At 52.0% G+C, this 25,245-nt stretch carries 28 protein-coding genes, 2 riboswitches and 1 other annotated feature; of the genes, 20 read left to right on the top strand and 8 right to left on the bottom strand.

Features of this window, described 5'->3' with window-relative positions; translation table 11 throughout:
* Nucleotides 1-23: 23 nt before the first annotated feature.
* The 3 genes from NI000_RS18640 to NI000_RS18650 are packed head-to-tail and all read left to right on the top strand — an operon-like array spanning nucleotide 24 to nucleotide 3,057.
* Nucleotides 24-1,205, top strand: a complete 1,182-nt coding sequence (locus NI000_RS18640) for an MFS transporter (protein ID WP_253412970.1) — start codon at nucleotides 24-26, stop codon at nucleotides 1,203-1,205.
* 18 nt (nucleotides 1,206-1,223) lie between these two features.
* Nucleotides 1,224-2,459, top strand: coding sequence for an ISL3 family transposase (locus NI000_RS18645; protein ID WP_253412971.1), 1,236 nt, complete (start codon nucleotides 1,224-1,226; stop codon nucleotides 2,457-2,459).
* 13 nt (nucleotides 2,460-2,472) lie between these two features.
* Nucleotides 2,473-3,057 (top strand): DUF5991 domain-containing protein, encoded by a 585-nt coding sequence (locus NI000_RS18650; RefSeq protein ID WP_253412972.1) that lies wholly within the window; start codon nucleotides 2,473-2,475, stop codon nucleotides 3,055-3,057.
* Nucleotides 3,058-3,106: 49 nt separating this feature from the next.
* Here NI000_RS18650 and NI000_RS18655 read toward each other — a convergent pair whose 3' ends face one another.
* The gene (locus NI000_RS18655) at nucleotides 3,107-4,009 is read right to left on the bottom strand and encodes a LysR family transcriptional regulator (RefSeq protein WP_253412973.1); all 903 of its coding nucleotides are present in this window, start codon (nucleotides 4,007-4,009) and stop codon (nucleotides 3,107-3,109) included.
* A gap of 124 nt (nucleotides 4,010-4,133) precedes the next feature.
* On the opposite strand from NI000_RS18655, the gene NI000_RS18660 reads away from it, so the two are divergent.
* A complete protein-coding gene (locus NI000_RS18660) occupies nucleotides 4,134-4,805 on the top strand; it encodes an O-methyltransferase (RefSeq protein WP_253412974.1) in 672 nt (223 codons plus the stop codon).
* A 133-nt stretch (nucleotides 4,806-4,938) separates the two neighbouring features.
* Nucleotides 4,939-5,418, top strand: coding sequence for a VOC family protein (locus NI000_RS18665; RefSeq protein ID WP_253412975.1), 480 nt, complete (start codon nucleotides 4,939-4,941; stop codon nucleotides 5,416-5,418).
* A 62-nt stretch (nucleotides 5,419-5,480) separates the two neighbouring features.
* Here the strand turns inward: NI000_RS18665 and NI000_RS18670 are convergent, their stop codons facing one another.
* Nucleotides 5,481-6,647, bottom strand: coding sequence for an MFS transporter (locus tag NI000_RS18670; protein ID WP_253412976.1), 1,167 nt, complete (start codon nucleotides 6,645-6,647; stop codon nucleotides 5,481-5,483).
* A gap of 196 nt (nucleotides 6,648-6,843) precedes the next feature.
* Here NI000_RS18670 and NI000_RS18675 point away from each other — a divergent pair, with 196 nt between their 5' ends.
* A complete protein-coding gene (locus NI000_RS18675; protein WP_253412977.1) occupies nucleotides 6,844-7,206 on the top strand; it encodes a winged helix-turn-helix transcriptional regulator in 363 nt (120 codons plus the stop codon).
* Nucleotides 7,207-7,272: 66 nt separating this feature from the next.
* On the opposite strand, the gene NI000_RS18680 is transcribed toward NI000_RS18675, so the two are convergent.
* Nucleotides 7,273-8,151, bottom strand: a complete 879-nt coding sequence (locus tag NI000_RS18680) for a LysR family transcriptional regulator (protein ID WP_253412978.1) — start codon at nucleotides 8,149-8,151, stop codon at nucleotides 7,273-7,275.
* 96 nt (nucleotides 8,152-8,247) lie between these two features.
* On the opposite strand from NI000_RS18680, the gene NI000_RS18685 reads away from it, so the two are divergent.
* The 10 genes from NI000_RS18685 to NI000_RS18730 all read left to right on the top strand — a co-directional run bounded on the left by NI000_RS18685 (nucleotide 8,248) and on the right by NI000_RS18730 (nucleotide 17,617).
* Nucleotides 8,248-9,153 (top strand): DMT family transporter, encoded by a 906-nt coding sequence (locus tag NI000_RS18685; protein ID WP_253412979.1) that lies wholly within the window; start codon nucleotides 8,248-8,250, stop codon nucleotides 9,151-9,153.
* A gap of 139 nt (nucleotides 9,154-9,292) precedes the next feature.
* The gene (locus NI000_RS18690) at nucleotides 9,293-9,694 is read left to right on the top strand and encodes an Rrf2 family transcriptional regulator (protein WP_253412980.1); all 402 of its coding nucleotides are present in this window, start codon (nucleotides 9,293-9,295) and stop codon (nucleotides 9,692-9,694) included.
* Nucleotides 9,695-9,775: 81 nt separating this feature from the next.
* On the top strand, nucleotides 9,776-10,888 hold the full coding sequence (locus NI000_RS18695) for an AbrB family transcriptional regulator (RefSeq protein ID WP_253412981.1): 1,113 nt from the start codon (nucleotides 9,776-9,778) through the stop codon (nucleotides 10,886-10,888).
* A gap of 41 nt (nucleotides 10,889-10,929) precedes the next feature.
* Nucleotides 10,930-11,454, top strand: a complete 525-nt coding sequence (locus NI000_RS18700; RefSeq protein ID WP_253413164.1) for an isochorismatase family protein — start codon at nucleotides 10,930-10,932, stop codon at nucleotides 11,452-11,454.
* A 48-nt stretch (nucleotides 11,455-11,502) separates the two neighbouring features.
* Nucleotides 11,503-11,733, top strand: a binding site (T-box leader).
* Between the two features lie 98 nt (nucleotides 11,734-11,831).
* Nucleotides 11,832-13,370: a 2-isopropylmalate synthase gene (locus NI000_RS18705; RefSeq protein WP_253412982.1), complete on the top strand. Its 1,539-nt coding sequence runs from the start codon at nucleotides 11,832-11,834 to the stop codon at nucleotides 13,368-13,370.
* Nucleotides 13,371-13,408: 38 nt separating this feature from the next.
* On the top strand, nucleotides 13,409-13,894 hold the full coding sequence (locus tag NI000_RS18710; RefSeq protein ID WP_253412983.1) for a YbaK/EbsC family protein: 486 nt from the start codon (nucleotides 13,409-13,411) through the stop codon (nucleotides 13,892-13,894).
* 164 nt (nucleotides 13,895-14,058) lie between these two features.
* Complete coding sequence (gene htpG, locus NI000_RS18715; protein WP_253412984.1) at nucleotides 14,059-15,939, top strand: molecular chaperone HtpG; 1,881 nt, start codon at nucleotides 14,059-14,061, stop codon at nucleotides 15,937-15,939.
* A 364-nt stretch (nucleotides 15,940-16,303) separates the two neighbouring features.
* Nucleotides 16,304-16,606, top strand: a complete 303-nt coding sequence (locus tag NI000_RS18720; RefSeq protein WP_253412985.1) for an ArsR/SmtB family transcription factor — start codon at nucleotides 16,304-16,306, stop codon at nucleotides 16,604-16,606.
* A gap of 87 nt (nucleotides 16,607-16,693) precedes the next feature.
* Nucleotides 16,694-17,176 carry an SRPBCC family protein gene (locus NI000_RS18725; protein WP_253412986.1) on the top strand — a complete coding sequence of 161 codons (483 nt, stop codon included), beginning with the start codon at nucleotides 16,694-16,696 and terminating at the stop codon, nucleotides 17,174-17,176.
* A 42-nt stretch (nucleotides 17,177-17,218) separates the two neighbouring features.
* Nucleotides 17,219-17,617 carry a DoxX family protein gene (locus NI000_RS18730; protein WP_253412987.1) on the top strand — a complete coding sequence of 133 codons (399 nt, stop codon included), beginning with the start codon at nucleotides 17,219-17,221 and terminating at the stop codon, nucleotides 17,615-17,617.
* Nucleotides 17,618-17,663: 46 nt separating this feature from the next.
* On the opposite strand, the gene NI000_RS18735 is transcribed toward NI000_RS18730, so the two are convergent.
* The 5 genes from NI000_RS18735 to NI000_RS18755 all read right to left on the bottom strand — a co-directional run bounded on the left by NI000_RS18735 (nucleotide 17,664) and on the right by NI000_RS18755 (nucleotide 21,048).
* Nucleotides 17,664-18,521 carry an NAD-dependent epimerase/dehydratase family protein gene (locus NI000_RS18735; protein WP_253412988.1) on the bottom strand — a complete coding sequence of 286 codons (858 nt, stop codon included), beginning with the start codon at nucleotides 18,519-18,521 and terminating at the stop codon, nucleotides 17,664-17,666.
* Between the two features lie 109 nt (nucleotides 18,522-18,630).
* Nucleotides 18,631-18,828 (bottom strand): helix-turn-helix domain-containing protein, encoded by a 198-nt coding sequence (locus NI000_RS18740; RefSeq protein WP_309247916.1) that lies wholly within the window; start codon nucleotides 18,826-18,828, stop codon nucleotides 18,631-18,633.
* Between the two features lie 338 nt (nucleotides 18,829-19,166).
* Nucleotides 19,167-19,352, bottom strand: a complete 186-nt coding sequence (locus NI000_RS18745) for a hypothetical protein (protein WP_253412989.1) — start codon at nucleotides 19,350-19,352, stop codon at nucleotides 19,167-19,169.
* A gap of 64 nt (nucleotides 19,353-19,416) precedes the next feature.
* Nucleotides 19,417-19,500, bottom strand: a riboswitch (cyclic di-GMP riboswitch).
* Between the two features lie 150 nt (nucleotides 19,501-19,650).
* On the bottom strand, nucleotides 19,651-20,436 hold the full coding sequence (locus NI000_RS18750) for a CAP domain-containing protein (RefSeq protein WP_253412990.1): 786 nt from the start codon (nucleotides 20,434-20,436) through the stop codon (nucleotides 19,651-19,653).
* A 5-nt stretch (nucleotides 20,437-20,441) separates the two neighbouring features.
* Nucleotides 20,442-20,576: riboswitch (cyclic di-AMP (ydaO/yuaA leader) on the bottom strand.
* 124 nt (nucleotides 20,577-20,700) lie between these two features.
* Entirely contained in the window at nucleotides 20,701-21,048 is a 348-nt protein-coding gene (locus tag NI000_RS18755) for a hypothetical protein (protein WP_253412991.1), read from the bottom strand.
* A 222-nt stretch (nucleotides 21,049-21,270) separates the two neighbouring features.
* Between NI000_RS18755 and NI000_RS18760 the strand changes: the two genes are divergently transcribed.
* The 4 genes from NI000_RS18760 to NI000_RS18775 are packed head-to-tail and all read left to right on the top strand — an operon-like array spanning nucleotide 21,271 to nucleotide 25,151.
* Nucleotides 21,271-22,320 (top strand): FecCD family ABC transporter permease, encoded by a 1,050-nt coding sequence (locus NI000_RS18760; RefSeq protein WP_253412992.1) that lies wholly within the window; start codon nucleotides 21,271-21,273, stop codon nucleotides 22,318-22,320.
* Nucleotides 22,317-23,117, top strand: a complete 801-nt coding sequence (locus tag NI000_RS18765) for an ABC transporter ATP-binding protein (RefSeq protein WP_253412993.1) — start codon at nucleotides 22,317-22,319, stop codon at nucleotides 23,115-23,117. Before NI000_RS18760 ends, NI000_RS18765 begins: the two co-directional genes overlap by 4 nt.
* Before the next feature lie 13 nt (nucleotides 23,118-23,130).
* On the top strand, nucleotides 23,131-24,201 hold the full coding sequence (locus NI000_RS18770) for an ABC transporter substrate-binding protein (protein ID WP_253412994.1): 1,071 nt from the start codon (nucleotides 23,131-23,133) through the stop codon (nucleotides 24,199-24,201).
* Complete coding sequence (locus tag NI000_RS18775; RefSeq protein ID WP_253412995.1) at nucleotides 24,198-25,151, top strand: ferrochelatase; 954 nt, start codon at nucleotides 24,198-24,200, stop codon at nucleotides 25,149-25,151. Before NI000_RS18770 ends, NI000_RS18775 begins: the two co-directional genes overlap by 4 nt.
* Nucleotides 25,152-25,245: the final 94 nt, after the last annotated feature.

The raw sequence follows: 25,245 nt of genomic DNA on the forward strand, positions 1-25,245 counted from the left end.
TTCGATAGGAGAAGGTAATTAGCATGAAAAAATTAACAGCATTATTTTTCCTCATCATGTTTGTGATCGGTACCGATACATTTTTGATTTCTCCGCTCATCCCCACCCTTCAGAGCTTGTTTCATATCTCGACCGAGTATTCCGGTTGGATGGTGGGAGCCTATGCTTTAGGTTATGCCGTATTTGCACTGATTGCCGGACCGCTTTCCGATGGATGGGATCGAAAAAAAGTCATGCTTTCCGGCATGGTTTGCTTCTCGGTTTCAACAATATTATGTGGCTTTGCCACAGGCTTTTGGTCGATGTTTTTATTCCGTTTTTTAGCCGGAGTCAGCGCAGCATTTACAGCGCCTCAAGTCTGGGCATCCATTCCGGCTCTGTTTCCTGCGCCAAAGATCGCCAAAGTATCAGGAATCGTAATGGCAGGCTTGGCTGCTTCCCAAGCGTTCGGCATACCTATTGGAAGCCTGCTTGCTACAACCCATTGGTCTTATCCTTTTTTTACAATCGGTGCATGTTCGCTGTTGGTGGCGATATTTATTTTTTATGCTTTGCCCGAAATGAAACCGAAGCAAGACCAAAGATCCAAGGTTCCAATATTTAAAAGATACGTCCCACTATTGACAAGCCGAATAGCGAGAATATCTTTCCTGGCTCATTTCTTCTTTCAATGTGGATTCTTTGCTGCCTTTTCTTTCATTGGAAAATGGATGACGGACCGCTTTCACCTTTCGATTGATCAAGTGGGGTACGTGATGTTTTTTCTTGGTCTTGGAAATATGGTCGGGAGCATTAGCGGTGCTTATGTGATCAAAATACTGAACCGTTTCAATACGATGGTTGTGGGTTTTCTTGTCTCTATTGCATGTTTTATTGCTTTGCCTTACCTGCCATCGGTTTCGGCTTTCGAAGGTGTATACTTTTTAATTTTTGTTAATATGGGAATCGCATTTCCGCTGATTTTGGGACTGCTGAATTCGTTAAATCCGGCAATCCGCGGCACGATCTCAGGCTTGGCCAATTCGATCATGTACGCTGCGACAACACTCGGCTCTTGGATCGCAGGCTTGATTTATGCGACTTTTAACGGTTTTTCTGCCGTAGGCATTTTTGCAGCTATTTGCTTTGCCGGTTCGTTGTTATCTTTTATATTCAGTGGTATTTTGACTACTCACTCGAAAACAAAAAAGGAACTTGCATCTTAAATGCATATAAGAGTTCAAATGGATGATATTCCAAATCTTCCGAAATTCAACATACTAAGTATTCGTGAGAATGAATTTGATTTTCTAATACAAGTGGTGACGAGCTCTTCACCTTTTGCTTGCCCTCATTGTGGATGCATAGCGAATCTCTATAAGCACGATAACAGGGAACATATTTGTATGGATTTGCCTATCCACGGAAAGTGTGTAGGACTTCTTATAAAGCGTCAGAGGTATCGTTGTCGTGAATGTTCTCAAACCTTCTGGGAACGTTTAGACCACACCATTGACGAAAGACGGAACTGCACCAAGCGATTGTTGACTTACATTGAGAAGCAGAGTCTTAAACGAACATTCGTCAGTATTTCAGAAGACGTAGGGCTTAACGAAAAGACGATACGCAATATTTTTCGGGATTATATTAACCGTCTGAAAGAAACGTTACGGTTTGAAACCCCTAATTGGCTTGGTATAGACGAAATTCACATGATTAAACCAAGATGCGTTCTGACCAACATCGAGGAACGTACTTTGTTAGACGTTCTGCCCAATCGGAGCAAGGAAAAGATTGTAGGCTACCTCTCACGCCTTCCAAACAGAGGACGAATACAGTACGTTGCTATGAATATGTGGCAACCGTACAAGGACGCTGTGAAGGCTGTATTGCCCAAGGCGACTATCATTATTGACAAGTTTCACGTTGTCCGTATGGCGAATCAAGCGTTAGAAACCATCCGCAAACAGCTTCGAGAGGGCTTAACACCGAAGGAACGTCGGGGGCTTATGCACGACCGTTTTATCCTTCCGAAACGCCGCAAAGAGCTCACTGAGATGGAAAAGATAACGCTTGACCTGTGGACTGAGAATTACCCTTCTCTCGGTATTGCGTATGAATTAAAGGAGTCCTTTTTCGATATTTGGGAAAGCGATACAAGACAAAAGGCATTCCTCAAATACCACGTTTGGAAATCTAAAATACCCAAGGAACTCCTATACGCTTTTGAGCCTCTTACAAAGGCTATGGCAAACTGGGAAGAAGAGATATTCGCCTACTTCGACCATCGCATCACAAACGCCTATACGGAGTCTCTGAACAGCCTTGTCCATGTCATTAACCGTTTAGGCAGGGGCTATTCATTTGAAGCCCTACGAGCCAAAGTTCTCTTTACAGAAGGACTTACAAAGGAGCGTGGAGAACTTCTTGGTATCGACATTTCAACCATGATAGAGAAATTGGAGAAGGGCGAAATATAAGCCCTTTTCCACTATGATTGGAAGGATCGATGTAAGTGAACGACAAGGAGAATCCCATAATATGATACATAAAGTGATAGCGAGATCAATAGGCAGCGCAATCCTCGCCCTCGTCATGGCTTCGATGATCGGATGCGGTACGAGTACTCCAACTTCAGCCTTAAACGATAACGTTCAGCATGCGCCTTCGGGAAATAAGCCGGAAGAAGTGAAAACGACCATAGCTTCTTCGCCATTGGAATCGTGGGTCGGGGAGTATGAATTTTCGGAATACGCCCCTCCGGATCAAAATATGTTTTATCGAATTTCGATATATAAAGAGGATAAAAGCTACTACGCGAAAATAGAAATCGATGGCTTTCAAACGATGAAAAGACTTCAGGCACACGTGGAGGGGGACGGCAAAGCGGTAAAAATCATTTTTGACAAATATTTGCCCGATAACTTATGGGAGTCGTATAATCCCGGAGACATCTTATTGCGTTTGGAAAAAACGGATTCGGCCTTGAACACGTTTTGGGAGAAAATCCAACCCATGCTCAAGGATCAGGGCGAATCCGGCGATACTTACTTTAAGGCGGCGGCTCGCTCAAGCTGAACTCGGGGCGGCAATAAAACCGGAGATTTCATGGCTGGGAGAGATTTGTCTATTGTGCCGCATCCTCTCCGGATTGACGAATAATCCGAACGAGATTTGCGGCAGCGGCGGACAAAGGCTCGTTTTTGCGGGTACAGATGGCAATTGTATTTTGCAACCGGACGTCCTGAACGTAAACCCGGCATAACTCGCCGCGCTGTACATATTCCCGTACGACCAGCGAAGAAACGAAGTTGGCGCCATAGCCGGCGATAACGGCCATGATCGCTTCATGCAATCCGTTGAATTGCAGCGTGATTCGGGGTTTGGATACGTTATAGGTTCGGCATAAAGCCAGCAGCCTTTCCCGTGTCGAGCTTCCTTCCTCCCGCATGACGAAAGGCTCCTTCATCATTTCGGCCAGCGAAACTTGCTGATTCGCATATTTGTGATTCGGCGCTACCACGAACCACAGCTCGTCGCGAAACAACTCTTCCGTTTGAATCGTATCCGGGTATTCTTCCGCCAGTCCTCCATAAACCGCAAGGTCCACTTCCATCTGTAAAAGCTGCTTGAGCGCATCGCTTGAATTCGTCGTTGTAATCGTCATTTCTACCTGTTCGTATTGCTGTTTAAACTTCGCGATCCAAGCGGGGATCAGAAACTGGGCCGGCAAATAGGTTGCAGCCAATCGAATATGTCCGTTCGTGCCGTTGCGGTATTCGTGACAAAATTGATCGATTTGCTGTTCTACCGCAAACAGCCTTTTTGCGAGCAGCGCCATTTTTTCACCGGCATCCGTCAGGGCAATTCCTCTTCCACTAGGCTTCAATAGAGGAATGGAGAGCTCCTTTTCAAATTTTTTGATCTGAGCCGTAATGGCCGGTTGGCTAATATTCAACAGTTCGGAGGCGCGGGTTACATTTCCGGTAGAAGCGATCGTATGAAATAGCCGCAGGGCATGCAGATTCATGACAAGTCTCCTTAATTCTATATATAAAATATATGGAACAGTCAAAACAATATATTATATTTATGGTTCTAAATCAATTAAAATCAACGTTGAAGTCAAATACAATACAAGGAGATGGGATAAAATGAATGCATTGGACATGTGGAGCCGGGTCGATCAGTATATAACGGAGAAACTCATTCCTCACGACACCGTGCTGGAGCAGGCTTTGTCCGCAAACCGGCAAGCGGGCTTGCCGCCGTATGACGTATCCGCAGCCCAAGGAAAGCTGCTGCAATTATTTGTCCGGATGCAAAATGCCAAGCGAATTCTGGAAATCGGGACGTTGGGAGGCTACAGCACCATTTGGATGGCAAGGGCGCTGCCGGCGGGTGGACGTCTCGTTACCCTGGAGCTCGATCCGCGGCATGCGGAGGTTGCGCAGGCGAATGTATCCCTTGCTCAGGTGGCGGGCGTTGTGGAAATCCGGGTAGGGAACGCGCTCGAACAGCTGGCTAAGCTGGAAGAAGAAGGAACCGCGCCTTTTGATCTCATATTCATTGACGCGGATAAGCCGAATAACCCCGGATATTTGAAATGGGCACTTCGCTTGTCCCGCCCCGGGACGATCATTATTGGGGATAATGTCATCCGCGGCGGCGAGATCCTTGACGAAGCCAGCACAGATCCTCGTGTCAATGGCGTCAGGGAGTTTTATGACCTGCTGGCGCAAGAAGCCCGAATCTCCGCTACGGCGATTCAGACCGTTGGCAGTAAGGGATACGATGGGTTCGTCTTAGGCGTCGTTAACGGATAATTCGGCGAAAGCAATGCGCGAGGCAGAATAGCAATCCGCAAGAAACCGTGCCCCTTTTTATATGCTAAGATGGAGCAGTAAGGTCAGGCGATAGGACATTCATTCCAATCGAATGCAAAAGGAGCGGATTCGTATGCAAAAAATTACCCCTTTCTTGTGGTTTGACGGCAAAGCGGAAGAAGCGATGAATTTTTATACCTCCATCTTTGCAGATTCGAAGATCGAAAGCGTCACACGCTACGGAGAAGGCGGACCCGGTCCGAAGGGAGGGGTCATGTCGGGAACGTTCCGGCTTAACGGGCAAACGTTTATGGCCTTAAACGGCGGTCCGCAGTTTACCTTTTCCCCGGCCGTCTCGTTCTTCGTGAACTGCGAGACGCAGCAGGAGATCGACGAGCTGTGGGAGAAGCTCTCCGAAGGCGGGGAGAAAGGAAGATGCGGCTGGCTCACGGACAAGTTTGGGCTCTCGTGGCAGATCGTCCCCAAGCTTTTGGGCGAGCTGTTGCAGGACAAGGATGCCGGGAAATCGGCGAGAGTGATGCAGGCCATGCTTCAAATGGATAAACTGGACATCGAAGCTTTAAAGCGGGCTTATGAGGGATCGCTCGACTAACGCACTATTCCGGGCCGTACTCTCTTTTGAAGAGGGGTACGGCCTTCTTTTTATTTTCACCGTTAGGCGGGCTTGACTAAAATCTTCTTCCCCCTCGTGAAGCTGACCAAGGCAGCCGCGAGTCCCATCACCAGGATGAAGCTTGCGGCCCAAGGATTAAACTGGAGAGTGGAAGTAGCGTTGACCATGAATCCCCCTGTCCCGGCTCCCGCCGCCAATCCCAAATGCACGATCGATGTGTTCAGGCTAAGAACCAGATTCGACGACTCGGGCGCTTGTTGAATGAAATAGCTTTGGATCGCCGGGCCGTTCGCGAACATGGAAAATACGATGACGGCCAGCAGCGCCAGCCCGATCCCGGGCACATCCGTAACGAAAGGCAGCACAGCCAGCGATGCGATATGAACGGCAATGCTGAACGTAATAACCCTGGCCGCTCCCCATCGATCGACACCGTAGCCGCCCAGACGGGAGCCGATGGCGCCGAAAATGCCGAAAGCCAGCATAATGATGCTAATGTTCGAGGCTTTGACATGAAGGATGCCTTGAAGATACGGCGTCAAATAAGTAAACAAGATCGAATTTCCCGATTCCCGGAAAAACGTGAGCAGCAGGCCGCTTACGATAACGACGCTTCCCAGCACTTTGAACTGCTGACGGAAGGAAACCGGCGCGTCCCCTTCGATATCCGGGAGAAGTCGCAAGATGACAACGGCAATGAGTAAGCTGAATAAGCCCAGAATCAAGAAGATGGATTGCCAATTCAGCCAATTCGTTATGGCGATCCCGATCGGAACGCCTAAGATCATGGCGCTGCTAAAGCCTAGAACGATGGTACCGATGGCGCTGCCCAGTTTCTCGCGGGGGACCAATTTGGCGGCCACGCCCAGCGCTACAACAAGATAGACGCCCGCGCTTAGCCCCAATATGACGCGGGAAGTCATCAGGATGACGATGTTCGAGCTCCCGAACGATACCAAACAGCCCATGATAAAAAGCGCCAGCGAGCCTAGCAATACTTTTCTGCGTCCCAAACGGGCAGTGACGGATACCACAACCGGGGTACCAATGGCGAAGGCAAGGGAGTAAGCGGTAATCAATTGCCCGGCAAGGGCGAGTGAAATGTTTAAGCTATCGGCAATAACATTCAGAATGCCGGATACGACGAGCTCGGAGGTTGCCGTTAAAAACACGCCTAGCGCAAGAGTGTAAATAGACATGCGATGCATTAGAAATCATTCCTTTCCGCTGTCCGGGACAGCAGCCGAAATCGAGGCATGGCCGGCGTATGCCGATTCGGCAGTTGGGATTGCGAGATCTCTTGGTTGTATTATAATAAGGGTACATATTTTATGTAAGAAGGCAAAGTGTTTGGATATTATCCAATTATTTTGACTAACTAAATAAAAGTAAGTAGGTGGAGGCATGGAGCCTGCAAAAGAAGAGGAGAAAGGGTTCTCGAACATCTGCTCGGTGCTGCAAATTTTAGGGGCGAAATGGGCTTTCCTGGTGATTGCGGAGCTATCCAAGGGCCCAAAACGGTTCAAGCAGCTTCATCGGGATGTGGCGATCGTCCGGACGCAATCTTTAACGGATGTGCTGCGGCATTTGGAGAATAACGGGATTGTCCGTCGCGAAGTATTTCCCACGGTTCCCGTAACCGTACAATACTCGTTGACGGAAAAAGGTTTGGATTTTCAAGCTGCTCTCAAGGAAATGGAGAAATGGGCAGCCAAGTGGGGAAAGCCGGAGGACGGGAACCCGCCGGAGGAACAAAGGCAAGCCTAATTAGAAGAACCGCGGTCCATTCGCTGGATTCGCGGTTCTTTCACGTTGCCGGAGCGCGCCGGCTTTTTAAGATTTCGCAAACAAGTCCCGTGCGGTTTGGATAAACAGCTTTACGGCGATGGAAGCTTCTTGCAGGGAAGGTACTGCCAGGTTAATTTCTCTGTAAGGGTGAGGCGTTAAAGCATGCATTCGCACGTTGGGAGGCAAGGTAGACAGAGATATCGAGATGTTCGACATGATCGCCACGCCGAGACCTTCTTGGATCATGTTCAACGAGGTGTTAACGTTGTGAACGATATATTTTACCTGAAGACACGCCCCGGCTTCCCGAAATCGCTCGTAGATCGGGATTTCGTAGCCTCCGTTGCATATGATCATCGCCTCGTCGCTCAATTCTTGCAAATGAATGGTCGAACGGCCCGCCAGAGGATGGTCGTCCCGGATGAACAGAAACATCTCTTCTTTCAGCAAAGGCGTAATTTCAAATTCGTCGTGCGGTGGAATGAGAAAAGCGACATCGATCATTCTGGAGGCCAGCCGTTCTCTGAGGTCGTCGATGGTACCTTCGTAAAGATCGAATTGAATGCGGGGATATTTCTCCCCGATAACTCTGAAAATTTTGGGCAGAAAATAGGCGGAAGCCGAGGGAAAGGAACCAATCCGAATCGTCCCGACTTCGAAGCCTTTTTCGGCCATCACTTCCTGCTCCACCTTCTCGAAGCCCTGCAAAATATCCCGGAAAACGATCAAGAGGCGTTCGCCGATGTCCGTCAAAATAATTCCGTTCCTTCGGTCGCGGATCAGGAGCGTCACGCCCAATTCGGCTTCCAGCGTGGAGACGGCGCGGCTAACGGCAGGCTGTGTCATATTCAGTTCATGACCGGCTTTGGTAAAGCTCCCGGTTTCGGCGATTTTGACGAACAGCTGAATTTGGGAATGGGTCATAACACTTATGGTATGCTCCTTATAATAAACATTCATTTTATTTATTTCGATAGTTATTGTATCATGAGAAAACATTGACAACAAGGAGTGTTCATCGTGTTGCAGCTCTCACGCTCGCGGGCGGCTTTGTACCTCACTTTTCTCGTCATCGTCTGGGGAATCAACTGGCCGTTGTCCAAATATACGCTTTCCTTTTCGCCGCCTTTATTATTTGCAGGCTTGAGGACGTGCATCGGGGGATTGATTCTCATCTGCGTTGCCTTGCCCGGGTACAAGAAGCTCAATTGGAAGCAGACGTGGCCCGTTTATGTGATTTCGTCCGTGCTGAACATCATTCTCTTTTACGGTCTTCAAACGATAGGACTGAACTATTTGCCGGCCGGTCTCTTTTCGGCCATTGTCTTCTTGCAGCCCGTGCTGCTGGGCATTTTATCCTGGCTGTGGCTGGGGGAAGAGATGTTCGGCTTGAAATGGATCGGGCTTGTGCTCGGTTTTCTAGGCGTATTCGAGATCAGCGCAAGCAGTCTGGCCGGACATTTGTCCGTTACCGGGATCGTGCTCGCTCTCGGCTGTGCGGTCAGTTGGGCCTTGGGCACGCTGTATACGAAGAAAATGTCGGCGCGGGTCGATATGGTTTGGGCCGTGGCGCTTCAATTGATGATCGGCGGCATTTTGTTGTTAGGCTCGGGTTCCCTCATGGAAAAATGGACGGATATCGTCTGGAACGTTCCGTTCGTATCGAGTCTGCTGTTTATTTCGGTTTTCGTGATTGCGTTGGGCTGGCTCGCTTACTTTAAGCTCGTCGGCTCCGGCGAAGCCGGCAAGGTCGGAGCGTTTACATTTCTGATCCCGCTGATTGCGATTACTTGCAGCGTCTTCTTTTTGGGCGAGCGAATATCGGTTAATTTGGTGGCGGGACTCGTTCTCATCGTCGGCAGCATCCTGCTGGTCAATGCAAGATCGATACGCCTGGTGAAAAAGCCGACAGGATTGCAGAGGTAATAGGCGAAAAATGACCCTCGACGCTTGCTTGCGTTTGCCGGAAGGTTTGGCGCAAGCGCCAGGGGATTGTTTTTTGTTTTAAAATGTGCTAAATTAAGCACATTAAAAGCTGTGGCCGGAGGAGGCTGTTCAGGGCAACATGGCACAAATTAAGCGGTTCGGCTTCGGGCTCCAAGCCTTAATCGTATTGGCCTTAACTTCGGAGCAGCGTTCTAGCGCCGAAATCGCGGAAGAGATCCGCTGCGAGCCGACGGCGCTCCGCAAAATTTTGGCTCAACTGGCGGAAGCGGGCATCGTGGAAGTGAAGCAGGGCAGATCGGGGGGGTACCAATTGACCCGAAAGCCCGGGGAGATTACGCTGTCCGAGATCTACAACGCTTTGCACGAGGAAGAGCCTTTATGGAACCAGATGCTGGATACGACAGGAAATCATCTGTTTGGAAAAAAGGTCAACGAATCGTTTCAGAAAATCATGACCGATATCATTGTGCAGGTAGACCATGTGCTGGGCACTTATACAATTGCCGACCTGCTGGAGTGACCTCTTTTTTTACTCTAATATGTGCATAATAATGCACATATTATTCGAAAATTTCTATAGAAAGATAGGGAGGGAGAGAAAATGGATAAACGAAAAGCCCCGACCCGCTTTCCCGGGATCTTGTACTCTCTGATTGCGGCTGTCATCGGCGGCATCGCGTTCAAGCTGCTGCATCTGCCGATTCCCTGGCTGCTGGGTCCGATGTTCGCCGTTTTGATCGGATCGAATGTGTTCAAGGGACGTTTCGCATGGCCCGGGCAGTTCAGAAACGCAGGCATGATCATCGTCGGGTACACGATCGGGCTGGCCATGACAGCGGCGGCGCTGAAGGAGATGTCTTACCAGCTGCCGTGGATGCTGTTCATGACGCTGCTCCTGCTGCTTTGGTGCGCGGGCATCGCCTATCCCGTCTCCAGGCTGGCGGAGATCGATTACAAATCCTCGCTGCTGGGAAGCATACCCGGAGGGCTGACGCAGGTTCTTGTGTTGGCAGAGGAAACCGACGGGGTCAATCTCACGGTCGTCACCGTCACGCAGGTGATCCGGCTGATCCTGATTATCACATGCGTGCCATTGCTGGTAACGAGCCCGCTCTTCGGGCAAGCGCACGAGGGTTCGGGGGCCGGCGCTCCATTGTCCGCCGTTTCGGCGGGTTGGAGCAGCGGGATGATTCCGAACCTGCTCGTTTATGCGCTGGTCAGCGTGGGATGCGCCATTTTGGGGAACAAGATCAAATTTCCGACCGCTTTTTTGCTGGGTCCGGCTATCGGAACGGCGGCTCTTCAGCTGACCGGCATTCCGGGACCGGCGCTTCCAGCCTTTGTCCTTAACGCGGCGCAGCTCATGATTGGCGTTCACGTAGGGCTGATGTTGAAGCCGGACCGGTTGACCCATAAGGTGCGGACGATCTCGCTGGCGGTCGGCAGCGGACTGCTGCTGATGGTCGGGGCCTTGGGCTTGAGCGTGCTGCTGACCAAGCTCCAGCCCGTATCCGCCTCCACCGGGCTGTTAAGCCTCGCTCCCGGGGGGATGGATCAAATGGGCATTATCGCCCATGAGATTCATGCGGATTTGTCGATGGTGGCCGGCTATCAGCTGTTTCGTACCTTTTTCATCTTTTTCGCGGTACCGCCTTTGCTGAAGGCGATCTTCCGATACAATCGTAAATCAACCAAACGGAGGGAAACGCAATGACGCCATTAAACGTAAATTTTCAAAAAACAGCTTAGGTCCTTATCGATCTGCAAAAAGGAATCGTCGCAAGCTCGAATGGACAAGACGTGGTCGAGAAGGCTGTCCCGCTTGTCCGGCTGTTCCGTGAAAAAGGCGGATTTATCGCGTTTGTCAATGTCGATTTCCATGACGGGGTGGACCGGTTAAAGCCGGCAACGGATCAGCCGGTTCCGGCCGTTCAGCCTCCTAGAGGCTGGGCCGAGTTTGTCCCGGAGCTGGGCGTCCGCCCGGATGATTACGTGGTCACGAAACGGCAGTGGGGCGCTTTTTTCGGTACGGACCTGGATCTTCAGCTTCGCCGGAGATGGATCGATACGATCGTTTTGTGCGGAATTGCCACCAATATCGGGGTGGAAAGCACGGCGAGGGAAGCATTCCAGTTTGGCTATCACCAAATCTTCATCACCGATGCGATGAAGACCTACAGCCAGGAGGAGCACGAGGCTTCTTGCAACTACATTTTCCCGAGAATCGGCAAGGTCCGAATCGCCGAGCAATTTCTGGCGGAAGCAGGCGGCACAGATTAGGTTTGACAAAACGATCGGGTTACCCTATAATAACCAATAATCCAATATTCAAATGTGAAGATTAGAAATAGTAGAAGTGCAATGACCTTTCAGAGAGCCGTTGGTTGGTGCGAAACGGTAACGTCGTTCATTTCGAACTCGTCTATGAACAGCTGCCTGACATGTAGGGTAAGCCGGAGTTCCACCGTTACAGGGATAGATGGTGATGGCCATCGAATTGAGCTCATTTCTTCAGGAAATGAATTAGAGTGGTACCGCGGGTTCAACCTCGTCTCTATACGTAGAGACGGGGTTTTTTTGTTGATTAAATTCCGGGTTTAATCAACCCCGCTTCATTTATAGATATCGAAAAAATGCGATTTCGGGAGGAATAGAGGATGAAACGTAAAATTATGGTGTTCGATACCACGCTGCGCGACGGTGAGCAAGTTCCAGGGGCGAAGCTGAATCTTCATCAAAAAATAGAGATCGCCCAGCAATTAAAGCGGCTGAATGTCGATATTATCGAAGCAGGCTTTCCCGCCTCGTCCGCGGGAGATTTTCAAGCGGTTCAAGAAATTGCCCGCAGCGTAGGCAACAGCGTCTCGATTACGGCCTTGGCCCGAGCAGTCAAAAGCGACATCGACGCGGTCTATGAAAGCATCAAGCTGGCGCAGAACCCGCTCATTCATATTGTGCTCGGCACCTCGAACATCCATGTGGAGAAGAAGTTCAGCCGGTCCAAGGAAGCCGTCCTGCAGATGGGGGTTGACGCGGTCAAGTATGCCAAGACGCTGCTTCCGCAAGTACAGTATTCCACGGAAGACGCATCGAGGTCGGATTTCGAATACTTGTGGGAGACGATCGAAGCCGTCGTGAAAGCGGGAGCGACCATGATTAACGTGCCCGATACAGTGGGCTATGCCGTTCCGGAGGAATTTGGCGAGCTGATCCGCAAAATCAACGAACGGCTCAAAAATTTGGACGACCGCGTCATTCTTAGCGTCCATTGCCACAACGACCTTGGACTGGCCACGGCGAATACGCTGAGTGCGATCAAGAACGGGGCGGAAAAAGTCGAGTGCACCATTAACGGCTTAGGCGAGCGGGCAGGCAACGCTTCGCTGGAGGAAGTCGTGATGGGGCTTAAAGTTAGGGAAAACTATTTCAACGGCTACACCAATATCAATACGACGGAGCTGCACAGAACCTCCAAGCTGGTCAGCCATTTGACGGGGCTGGATGTGCAGGTCAACAAAGCGATTACCGGCGACAACGCCTTCGCGCACTCCTCCGGCATCCATCAGGACGGCCTGCTGAAAGACAAGCGCGTATATGAAATCATGTCGCCCGAAGAGGTCGGGGCGGACAGCATGGAGCTGATCCTGACCGCCCGTTCCGGACGGCACGCCTTCAAGAACGCCGTAGAGAAAATGGGCTTCGATACGAGCGATGCCGACGATTTCGAGCAGCTGTTCGCGAAGTTCCTGACCTTGGCTGATGCCAAGAAAGAAGTTTACGATCACGACGTATTTTATCTCGTGACGAATCACCGGACCGTGGAGCAGAGCAGCAAGCAATTATACGAGCTGGAGTCCTTCCAGGTGGTCAGCAACGATCTGTATCCGACGGCCACTGTCAAATTGAACAAGGGCACCGAATCAATGAAAGGGAGCGCCGTGGGCGACGGCCCGATCGATGCCTTGTACAGCGCCATTAAAACGTTGGTCGGTCTGGAGATTGAGCTGAAGGATTACAAAATCAACAGCTTGTCCCGAGGCATGGAGGCCGTCGGCAGGGTCAACATCCGTGTGGAGCATCAAGGCAAAATCTACTCCGGACGGGCGATGGACACAGATATTATCAAGGCCAGCGCGAATGCTTTCCTGAACGGGATTAACGGCATCCTGCTGGACCTTGCGAAAGATGAAAAATAGGCCGGACATCCGGTCCGAATCTATCGGAGGGAAACGTGGTGAGCAGTCAGTTAAAGGAAAGCGCGCAGCGGGTACAGGATAAATTAACGAAGTTGGGATATCCGAACCGGGTTGTGGAACTGCCGGACAGCGCGCGAACCGCCCAGGAAGCGGCGGACGCCATAGGCTGTGAGGTGGCGCAAATTGCAAAATCGATCATTTTCCGGCTCAAGCCTTCGAATAAGCCGCTTCTGGTTGTCGCCAGCGGCGTGAACCGCGTGGATGAGAAGCTCATCTCCAGTCGGATTGACGATAAGCTTGTCAAGGCCGATGCGGATTTCGTGCGGGAGCATACGGGCTTTGTCATCGGGGGCGTTGCGCCAATCGGACATCCGGAGCCGATCCTGACGATGATCGACGAAGATCTGTTTCAATACCCAACCTTATGGGCGGCGGCAGGACATCCGAAAGCCGTATTCGAGCTAACGCCCGATGATCTGGCCGCCATGACGTACGGGCAAGTAACGTCGGTGAAAAAGGGATAAAAACGCGAGACGCTTGGGCTTCCAAGCGTTTTTTCTTTTGGGTTGACATTAAAATGGAGGAATGTTATAAAAAATAAAGAATGGCACTCGGAGGTGGAGAGTGCTAACAACGTGGTCATTTGCAGCCATTGTCACCGTTATTGTCAAAAAAGGAGAGATTTCGAATGGAAAAGAAGCAGTTTCAAGCCGAATCCAAGCGATTGTTGGAAATGATGATCAATTCGATTTATACGCAAAAAGAAATCTTTCTTCGCGAATTGATTTCGAATGCCAGCGATGCCATCGACAAGATTTATTACAAGGCGTTGACCGACGATAAACTGGTTTTCGACAAAGACAGCTACTATATTAAAGTGGTTCCGGACAAGGACAGCAGAACATTGACGATCCTCGATACCGGGATCGGGATGACCAAGGAAGAGCTGGAGACGAACCTTGGCGTGATCGCCAAGAGCGGCTCGCTCGCTTTTAAGAAAGAAAACGAATTAAAGGACGGTCACGATATCATCGGTCAATTCGGCGTCGGCTTTTATTCGGCCTTTATGGTCGCCGACGTGGTAACGGTGATCAGCAAAGCCTTGGGCAGCGACAGCGCGTACAAGTGGGAATCGGCGGGTGCGGAAGGCTATACGATCGAGCCTTGCGACAAAGAAACGGTCGGCACGGAAATTATTCTGAAGATCAAGGAGAATACCGAGGACGAGAGCTACGAGGAGTTTTTGGAAGTATACCGTCTGAAGGGAATCATTAAGAAATATTCGGATTTTATCCGCTATCCGATTAAGATGGATGTTACCTCCAAGCGGTTGAAGGAAGGCAGCGACAACGAATTTGAGGATTACACGGAAGAGCAGCACATTAACAGCATGGTTCCGATCTGGAGAAAAAACAAAAGCGAGCTGACTGCCGAGGATTACGAGAAGTTTTATGCGGAGAAGCATTACGGCTTCGACAAGCCGATCAAGCATATCCATATCAGCGCGGACGGGGCTGTCGTTTACCAGGCGATCCTGTTTATCCCGGAAAATATTCCTTTCGACTACTACACGAAGGAATACGAGAAGGGGCTGGAGCTGTATTCCAACGGCGTGCTGATTATGAACAAATGCTCCGATCTGCTGCCGGACTATTTCAGCTTCGTCAAAGGGATGGTCGATTCGGAGAGCCTGTCGCTCAACATTTCCAGAGAAATGCTGCAGCACGACCGCCAATTGAAGCTGATCGCCAAAAATATCGAGAGCAAAATCAAAAGCCAGCTGCTAAGCCTGCTTAAGGATGAAAGAGAGAAGTACGAGCAGTTCTACAAATCGTTCGGCAGACAGCTGAAATTCGGAGTTTACAGCGATTACGGCAGTCATAAAGAGGTACTGCAGGATCTGGTCATGTTCTACTCCTCCAAAGAGAAGAAGCTGGCCACGCTGGAGGAATACGTATCGAGAATGCCGGAGGACCAAAAGTATATTTACTATGCTTCCGGACCGTCGAACGAACGAATCGAGAAGCTTCCGCAGACCGAGCTCGTCGCCGAGAAGGGCTACGAAATCTTGTACTTCACCGACGATATCGACGAGTTCGCCGTCAAGATGCTGATGAAATACAAGGATAAAGAATTCAAGTCCGTCTCCAGCGGCGATCTGGGCTTTGAAACGGAAGACAACAAGGACAGCGACGATGCCGACAAAAACGATCACAAAGAGCTGTTTGACTACATGAAGGGGCTGCTGGAAGGCAAAGTAACCAGCGTCAGAGCCTCGAAGCGGTTGAAGTCTCACCCCGTATGTCTGACTACGGAGGGTGACGTCAGTATCGAGATGGAGAAAATATTGAACGCCATGCCGAATAATCCGAGTGTCAAAGCGGAAAAGGTGCTGGAAATCAACATCCATCATGAGGTGTTCCAATCGCTGCAGACGTCGTACGAGCAGGATAAAGAGAAGCTGAATCTGTATACGGCACTCTTGTACAACCAAGCGCTGTTGATCGAAGGACTGCCGATTGAAGATCCGGTCGAATTTACGAATGATATTTGTAAAATTATGGTGTAATACAGGCTCACGCCCATAAAAACCGGCCCTAGAGGGGGGCGGTGAGCTTGTTGAGAAACCCGCTTCGCGTATAAAATTCTCAGCATACGCCGGTGGGGTATATCCCTCCAGCCGCTCTTGAAACCCGTGAATTTGATTAGAATTAGCGGTATTTTCACGGGTTCCAAAGGCGGACGTAAACTCTTACGGGATATACCCCACCTCTATTTGTCTGAGATTTTCTACTTCTAGGTTTTCTCAACACTCTCGCCGACCCTGGAAAGGGTCGGTTTTTTCGTCGTTCGTCCTGGTAGAAGGGGGGAGTAGCTAAAAACGCTTTAAATATTCCTTGACAGGAATATTCCTTTTCGGGTATATTTAGAGCATGAATTCGACCTTTCGAACTCTTGCCGAGCCGAATCGGCTGCGCATGGTGGAGCTCTTGCGGGAAGGGCCTTTAACCGTAGGAGAAATTGCCAATCGGCTTGGACTCAGTCAGCCGCAAGCTTCCAAGCATCTTCGCGCGCTAAGCGACGCGGGGTTCGTCGAGATGCAGGCGATCGCCAACCGACGGATCTGCAAGCTTAGACCTCAGCCGTTGCTTGAGCTGAAGGCATGGCTGGAATCTTTTCGCTGCAGTTGGGACGAGAAGCTCGACCGTTTGGGTAATTACATGCAGGAGCTATAAAGGAAGGAAAGGAAGTGAGCGACGGCGATCAGCAGTCGTCCTGCCGAGGAGCTTTAAACAACAACACGATGTGGAGGAATGAAAATCATGACAGAAAACAATTCAACAAGCAACACCGTGACGTCCGTCGAAGGCCGGGAGCTTACAGTTAAGCGCGTCTTTCAGGCATCCCGCGAGCTGGTGTACAAGACATGGACGGACCCTGTACATTTGCCGCAATGGTGGGGACCGAAAGGGTTTACGATTACGGTTCAAGAAATCGATGTGCGACCGGGCGGCGTATGGCGCTATATCATGCACGGTCCCGACGGTACCGATTATGACAATGAGATCCGTTATATCGAAGTGGCAAGCCCGGAACGGCTCGTCTACGCCCATGGCGGAGACGGAGAAGACGAATTTCACGTGACCGTTACGTTTGAAGAGCGGGAAGGCGTTACTGAATTGACCATGAGAACGCTCTTTAAGTCAGCGGCAGAGCTGGAGCGGGTGGTCAAGGAGTACGGCGCGATCGAAGGCGCGAAATCGACGCTTGGCCGTCTCGAAGAGCAGTTGGCGAAGCTTAAGTAAATCGGGAATAACACGACTCTTATTGAAGGAAGAGGGATGAGAATGAAGAAGATCGTAACTGTTTACTGGATTTTTACAGGACTGCTGGCGGCGTTGATGGCTTTCGGTTCGATTCCGGATATTTTGTCTGTTCCTGAGGCTGTTGCCTTATTCGACCATCTGGGGTATCCCGCTTATCTCCTTCCGTTTATCGGCACGGCGAAATTATTAGGGGTTATTGCGCTCCTGGTTCCGGGATTCCCCAGAATTAAGGAATGGGCTTACGCGGGGTTTGTCATTGATTTGGCAGGGGCGATGTATTCGAGCATTGCCGTAGGCGACCCGGCCAGCGGCTGGCTTGTATTCTTCATCGGTTTCGGATTAATTGCCGGCTCATATATTTTTCATCACCGCAAGCTGCAAGTGCAAGCAACGAAAAGTCAGCAAGCAAGACTGTCATGAAAAGGGTAAAGGGCTGTCGGGAATCATCCCGACTGCCCTTTTTCGTCTACGTTTGCAAGTTTGCCGGGAAGCCTTCGCGCCAAGTCGGATAAAGCGGCTTCCAGCCATAATCTTTACGCGCCTTGGCATTGTCTGCACCGCGTTCGCCGCGGTTGCTGCCTTCCTGGATTTCCGGCTCAGGCGCACCGATGGCTGCGGCATAGAAGGGCAGCCACTCCGTTCCCGGAGCCGGTTCGTCGTCCACGACGTTCACCGGCCCGTTCGGCCATTCCAGCGCAGCAACCGCTGCACGCGCCGCGTCTTCGACATGCAGAAAGGAAGTTACTCCTTCCGTCGCCTTCAGCTCTTTGCGCCGCACCTTCTCGGCCATGAGCCCGCTGCGGTCGTACCAAGTTCCGGGACCGTAGAGCAGACCGTATCGAAGAATGACGTATTCCGGCATTTCGGCGACCGCCTGCTCCAGAGCCAGCACGCCGTCAACGGTCCTTTTTCGCGGCTGCGGCGCTTCCAAATCTAAAGATTCGTCTTCCTTGGCAGGATGATTTCCCGGTTCGTAGGTCCACGATATGCTTTGCGCGATCATGCGTCTCACCCCGACCGCTTGCGATGCGTCAACCAGATTTCGGGTTCCGATCGTCCGGATTCGGGCATTGTCCTCCAAGTTGTAACTGCTTAAAGAAGTGAGCTGATGGATGACGACTTCCGGACGCGCCTCCCGAAGTGCAGCGATCACGGACTCCCGGTCCAAAGCATCCGCAATCAGAGGAGACGCCCCCATTTCGGAAATGAGGCTTTTCGAGGCTTCGTTACGCGTCATGCCAATCACCTCATGGCCTTCCCGTACCAGAATAGGCAGCAGCGAACGACCGATGACGCCGGTTGCTCCGGCGATTAAGATTTTCATACTCCTTGCCTCCCGTTGAACGGCACTCTAAATATGCCTTGTATTTTGACTCATTATACAAGACAGAAGCGGGGGGCATTTTGTGACATTGAGGCTTTATCGATCCTTCTTATGCTCCATGATATCGTTCGGCTGGACGCCGAAATGTGTACAAATCTATCTTATCGATGATCTCCAGCGAGACGTATTCGTCCTTCCCTAATTTTGCGAGTGTTGCAGTGGACAAGCCCAAGCTTTCCCGAAATTCGGTTTTCGTCAATTCTTGATCAACAAGCAATTTCCATAATGGTTTATAGGAAAAAGGCATAAGGGGGTATGGGTATTGGTCGAAGAGTTGAAGGGGGATATAATTATCCAACCTCTATCTGTTGTTAATATGTACACGGTCTTGGGGAATTATTTAGCGGTCCCCATTTTGGATGCACGAAGCGAAAGGGATATCGCCGTGACTGCGGGCTGCTAGTCTGATTCGCCGGGAGACGCCTCAAGATGGGACAACCTCCCGGAGCGACGAATGCGAGGATGTGGAGAACCGGGGTGCCCCCGTCCTTGGGAAACGGCGATCCTGGCTGGTGGGGGAAGTGCTGCTTATAAAGGGGAAAAAACGGTCTGTTTTCGGTTCCTCCGGGGGTTAACGAGCCGCAATCAAATTTCGGAAGACGGACGCAGAGAAGCTTCGGAATAATCGGCTGCCGCCCGGTTCTCGTTCATGATTATTTCATGGGTTTCTGTGTTCATATGTTTAAGCTGCTCTTTTTTCCACGCTTCGAATTTTTCCAGCGGGATCTCTAATTGTTCGATGAGAAGTTGACAATCTATCGGTTGTTTCATTTAGGATACCCCCTAGTTAGAAAAAGGATTAAAAAACAAAAACCACCTTTCCTAGCGATGGCTAAGAAAGATGGTCCGGTTGCACTACTAGCTCCCTCGAATCCAAGTGCCCATATACAGATTCGAATTCATTGCTTACCAAGCTTCATGATACCAGTAAACAATTGAATATGTCTGTATCGTTTCATACGGAATTTTCTAAAAAAAATTTTAGAAATGCCCGTTCTTCAAAAATAAAAGCAAAAATCGATCCCCAGGCAAGGGGACCGATCCGATATCTTTAGGAAAATAGGCATTATTAGTTCGCGATAAACTCTTGAACCCATACGCCGTTGTAGTAAGCAACGCCGATTTTTGTAAAGTTCGGGCTAAGAATGTTTTTGCGGTGGCCGTCGCTGTTCATCCACGCATTCATTACCTCTTGTGGAGAACGCTGGCCTTTTGCGATATTTTCACCCGCATACGAATAACGAATGCCGAAAGATCTCATCATATCGAATGGAGACCCGTACGTCGGGGATGTGTGATCGAAGTAACCGTTGTTATACATGTCTTTCGCTTTGGCCAAGGCCATACCTGTCAAGGCGCTATCGGAAGCAAGCGGCTGCAGGCCGGCTTTCGCACGCTCTTGGTTGACGAGGTTCACCACTTGGCTGGCAAAAGCAGACTGGCTGGTTTCTTGCTGGGAACCGGAATCCGGTTTTGCCGGAGTTGTCGGCTGCTGCTGGACCGGAGTCGTCGGTTGCGGCTTGGCCGGAGTTGTCGGCTGAGGCTTCACCGGAGTCGTCGGTTGCGGCTTAGCAGGAACCGGCTGCGGTTTCGCCGGAGTCGTCGGCTGCTGCCATCCATTGCCGAATCCCGGAATATTGATGACCATTCCTTTCCAAATAACATTCGGATTGGAAAGCTGCGGATTCGAATTCAGCAGCGAGGACAGATCAATGCCGTATTTTTGAGAAATCGTCGACAACGTATCGTTATCGGTAACGACGCATGGTGCGGCGGAAGCAGATGCCATACCAGCTCCGAACACCGAAGTAAGGGCCAAAACACTCACCAAAGCAGCTTTCTTCATGCGATTCAAAAAAGATCCTCTCCTTTTTCGGCCTGCGAGGTTAGCTGACGGGTTCGGGTCAAAGAGCAATCACCCGGCCATAGCATATGGCTTCACCCCAAAGGATGGGTTCCCCCGCGCTTCCAAAGAAGCTTCGGCCTTGAATGTAGTTGTCCTCTCGACAGAACCGGTTAAGCCGAACGTCTCGTCCCACCCGGTCTCTCAAGGGCCCTTACAGTCTATCACGAGGATCGCTAGATTTCACCCCACAAAGTATTCCAGCCTTAGCGCCGCTTACTTCCACTTCATCAGGATAAACCCGCCGACGATAATGAGAAGTCCGACCCACGTTTTCCACGTAGGCATCTCCTGCATGAACATATATCCCATAAGCAGACATACCAGAAGTTCGACAATTTTGGCCGATACGAGAGCCGTTGTCAGTTGACCGAAGCTTTGCTGTACCCAGCGGACGCCGTATCCGATCAACAGATTCGCCGGAAGAAACAAAGGGAGCATCTTCAATTGAAAAATAAACGTCGATCCGAAGGCGGGATCAATGTGCTTGCTTTGATAAGAATAGACGGCATTGACGATCACCAGACCGACGAACAGACACGCAAAGCCGAGAACAGCGGACATGTATCGAAAGACCTCCTCATAGTTGAAAACAAGTGAAGAGCCAGAGGGCTCTCTTGAATGTTTCCCTAAAATAACAAATTTTATTGACTATAAGAAAATTTCCTTATAGAATAAATTTTGCATTAGGTAAAAATATTTGCACGTAGACAAATGTTTTTTTGCCGCCCGCCGCCGAACATCTCGCTAAGCGGGCATACACCGAAATCATAAGGAGGATTCCTATTGTTCAAGCGTCGGCATCTTTTGTTTTCCTCCCCGTTTTTTGTTTTTGGACTGCTTTTCGTGCTTCTCCTAGCCAGTATCGTGATGGCTGCTGGCTTCGGGCCTGTGTCCGTTCCGTTTAAACAAACGTTTGCCCTGCTGCTGGAAAAATTGGCCATTCCGCTGGACAGCACGGCGGGGGAACGGGAACGGCTGGTGATAGAGCAGGTACGGCTGCCGCGCGTGCTGATCGGCGCGCTTGTAGGAGCGGCGCTCGGCATCTCGGGCGCTTCGATGCAAGGATTGTTTCGCAATCCACTCGTTGAGCCGGGCTATGTCGGCGTATCCAGCGGAGCCGCTGCCGGGGCCGTGTGCGCCTTATATTTCGGCTTGACGCATCTGGGGGTATGGTTGCTCCCGGCCGCCGCTTTTACCGGAGCGCTGCTTGCCGTCTGCGTCATCCTGGCGGTTTGGCGGTGGAGCAGCCGTTCTACGGTGACGACGCTTTTGCTGCTTGGGATTGGCCTGAACGCTTTGCTGTCCGCCGTTATCAACATTCTGGTCGCCAGCTCGCGGAACGAGCAGGAGCTGCGCAGCATTATATTCTGGCTTCAAGGCGGGCTGGAAGCCCGGACTTGGGGACACGTGCAGCTGATTGCCGTGCCGATTCTTGTTTCTTGCGTCCTACTCTGCGCCTTTGCCCGGGATTTGAACTTACTGCTGCTTGGCGACGAGCATGCCCAAAGCAGCGGCATGAAGGTGCGCGCGGTGCGTTACCTGATTCTGGGCCTCGCTTCGCTCATGACCGGCTCGGCCGTTGCAGTGAGCGGGATCATCGGGTTCGTCGGCTTGGTCGTTCCGCATATGATCCGCTTATGGACCGGACCGGATCACCGGGTGCTGCTGCCGGCCAGTGCGCTCGGAGGAGCCATATTTTTAGTTGTTGCGGATCTGATATCCCGGATGGTTCTCCAGCCGGTGACGCTGCAGGTCGGCGTCGTCTGCGCTTTCATCGGGGCGCCGTTGTTTTTGGGCATGGTATTGAAATCTGGAAAAGGGGCGGTGACATGAGCACGGTTATTGCGGTACGGAAGCTGTGGCAGCGGGCTGAATCGAAGACGATCCTGCATGACGTCAATTTGGATTTGAGGCCCGGACGCTTCATTGGCTTGATCGGCCCGAACGGCAGCGGCAAATCGACGCTGCTTCGCGCCATGGGCGGCTTGCGCCGGCCCGCTGCCGGAGAAGTGCTGTTGGATGGGGCCTGCTTGCACCGAATGAAGCCTAAGGCGGTCGCCCGACATATCGCGTATGTGCCGCAGGATTTGAGCTCGGAGCTTGATTTTACGGCGGAAGAGATCGTGATGCTGGGGCGTTATGCCCACCGGGGGCGGTTTGCTTCCGCCTCTGCGGCAGACCGCGAAGCGGTGCATGAGGCGATGCGGACAACCGGGATTACCTCGCTTGCGGACCGGAGGGTGACGGAGCTGTCCGGCGGGCAGCGGCAAATGGTATTCATCGCCAAGGCGCTTGCCCAGCAGCCGCGGATTTTGCTGCTCGACGAACCGATTTCGGCGCTGGATATCCGGCATCAGCTGCGTGTCATGAAGCTGCTGAGGGAAAGAACGAATGCTGGGCTGCTCGTCGTTGCCGCTTTGCACGATTTGAATTTGGCGGCGCGGTTTTGCGACGAGCTGATTCTGCTTCGGCACGGACATGTGCTGGCTTCCGGGGCGCCGGAGTGCGTCGTGACATCCGAACGGCTCCGGCAGGCTTACGGGGTGGAGGCCTCGATCCGCCGTGACGAACGGACCGGCAAGCCTGCGGTTACCGCCTTGGACGAAGTCCGGATGCAGGCGGCTTATTAACTACATAGAAAAAATGGAAAAGGTGAGAGTCATGCTGCATCAGGATCAAATAAAAAATAAAAGATCGGGTTTCAAGCCCTGGCGGCTCGGAGGAACGATCGCGCTGCTGCTGCTCGCGACGGCGTGCGGTTCCCAAGCGGCGCCTGCCGGACCAGTCGACGGACAGGAGGGGAAGGCTCCGGCCGGAGCCTATCCGAGAACGATTGTAACAAGCGGGAAGCACGAAGTGGTCGTTCCGGCCAAACCGGAGCGCATTGCCGCACTGTCGCTGGATACGGCCGAGATGGCGCTGGAGCTGGCCGATCCTTCTCGCTTCGTCGTTGCGCCCCGCAGCTTGGACAACGAGCAGTTGTCCGTTCATGCCGCGCAAGGCAAATTGATTGGCACCAAAATAACGGGCGCAACGAAGCTCGATCCGGAGCAGGTGCTGTCCTACAAGCCCGATCTGGTGCTGATGACGACGATTCATGACGGGGAGAAGGACGCCGATCCGATTTTGAAGCAGGCGGGCATTCCCGTGCTGACCTTTAAGGAATGGGGCACGGTTCGGCAAATCATGGACCAACTGAACCTGATCGGGCAGGCGCTCGGCGAAGAGGAGAAGGCCAAGGCCGTGACAGACCGGATGAAGAGCAAGCTGGAAGCGGCCCGGAACAAGGTTGAGAAGCGTAAAGCGGTTTCCAAACCGACGGTGCTCGTGCTTTCGCCGGTAGGTCCGAATACGGGACCATATATGATGGGGCCGGACAATATTTCCAGCGATCTGGTGCGGCTGGCAGGCGGCGTGCCCGCTGCCGAAGCGATGGGGCTGCCCCGCACGACGAAAGCGACGATCGAGCAGATTATTCAGGCGGACCCGGATTGCATCCTGCTCTCCGACTGGGAAGGGAAGAAGGAGCAGGCGTTCCGGGAACTGACCGGGAACCCGGGCTGGAGCGCTCTAAAGGCGGTGAAAGAAGGCCGGGTCCGGGTCATGGCGGCCAAGCAGCTTGTGAACGCCAATCCGGCCGTCGTTGATTCGATCGCAGAGATTGCCGATGTACTGGAGCCGGCTTCCGGCGTGAAAAAGGAGGCCGGAGCATGATCGGGATACTGCTGCCGGTGTACGGGCTGGTCAGGTCCATCGACGAGATCGAGCCGTTCTATACGCATATTTTCCACGGGCAGCCTCCGGGCGAAGCGCGGCTGCAGGATGCGATCTGGCGCTACCGGCAGCTTGGCACCTGCGATCCGCTCGCCTCCGTCACCCTAAGACAAGCGGAAGCGCTGGAGCGAAGGATCGGAGCGCTGCTATTGGACGAGGTTAGAGTCTACGTCGGCTGCAAGCATACGCCGCCTTTTGTCCCCGATGCGGCGGAGCAAATGATCCGGGACGGCGTACGTCGCGTGGCGACGCTTCCGGTAACGCCGCTGTATACGCGGTCCGGTACGGGAGCGTACCGCAAGCAGCTCCGGGACGCACTCCAGCGAACCGGCGTGGACCTCCCGGTTGTCGATATCGAGGGCTGGTGGGCCGAGCCGCGGTTCATCGACCTGTTGGGGCGGCGTCTTCGCTCGGCAGTAAACTGGTTGTCCGCAGACGGGCGGAGCGATTTCGTCGTGCTCTTCACCGCGCACAGCCAGCCGGGGCTGCCGCAGGCTAACGAGCGGTTCTGCACGGAGTTTGAAGCTTTGGCGGCAAGCGTCGCCAGAGCGGCGGGCGGCTATCCATGGAGGCTGGCGTACCGCAGTGGAGGACCGGCGCCGCAGGTTTGGCTGGGCCCGGATGTACGGGAGGTCATTGAGGCGGAAGCCGCGGCCGGACGCAAAGCCGTCGTCGTATGCGAGCTGATGTCGTTGACCGAAAATGTGGAGGTGCTGTACGACGCGGGCATTGACTGCTGGGAGCTGGCCGCAAGGTGCGGGCTGGAGTTCGCGCGCACGGAGTTTCTAAACGATGCGTACGAGTTTATGGATATGCTGAGCCGTTACGCCGCCCGCCGCATCAGGTGCAAGGACGATGCGTGCGGCACGGCTGGCGTGCTTAGAACCTGAGATGAATAAAGCGAGGACCTGCTTTCCGGCCATCGTTGCTGCCGGGCTGCGGGTCCTTTTTTTGTATAACAATAATGGGCGTCGGTCTCTCAAA

Origin of the sequence: Paenibacillus tyrphae (genome assembly GCF_024158745.1) — a bacterium.
Classification (GTDB): Bacteria; Bacillota; Bacilli; order Paenibacillales; family NBRC-103111; genus Paenibacillus_G; species Paenibacillus_G tyrfis_A.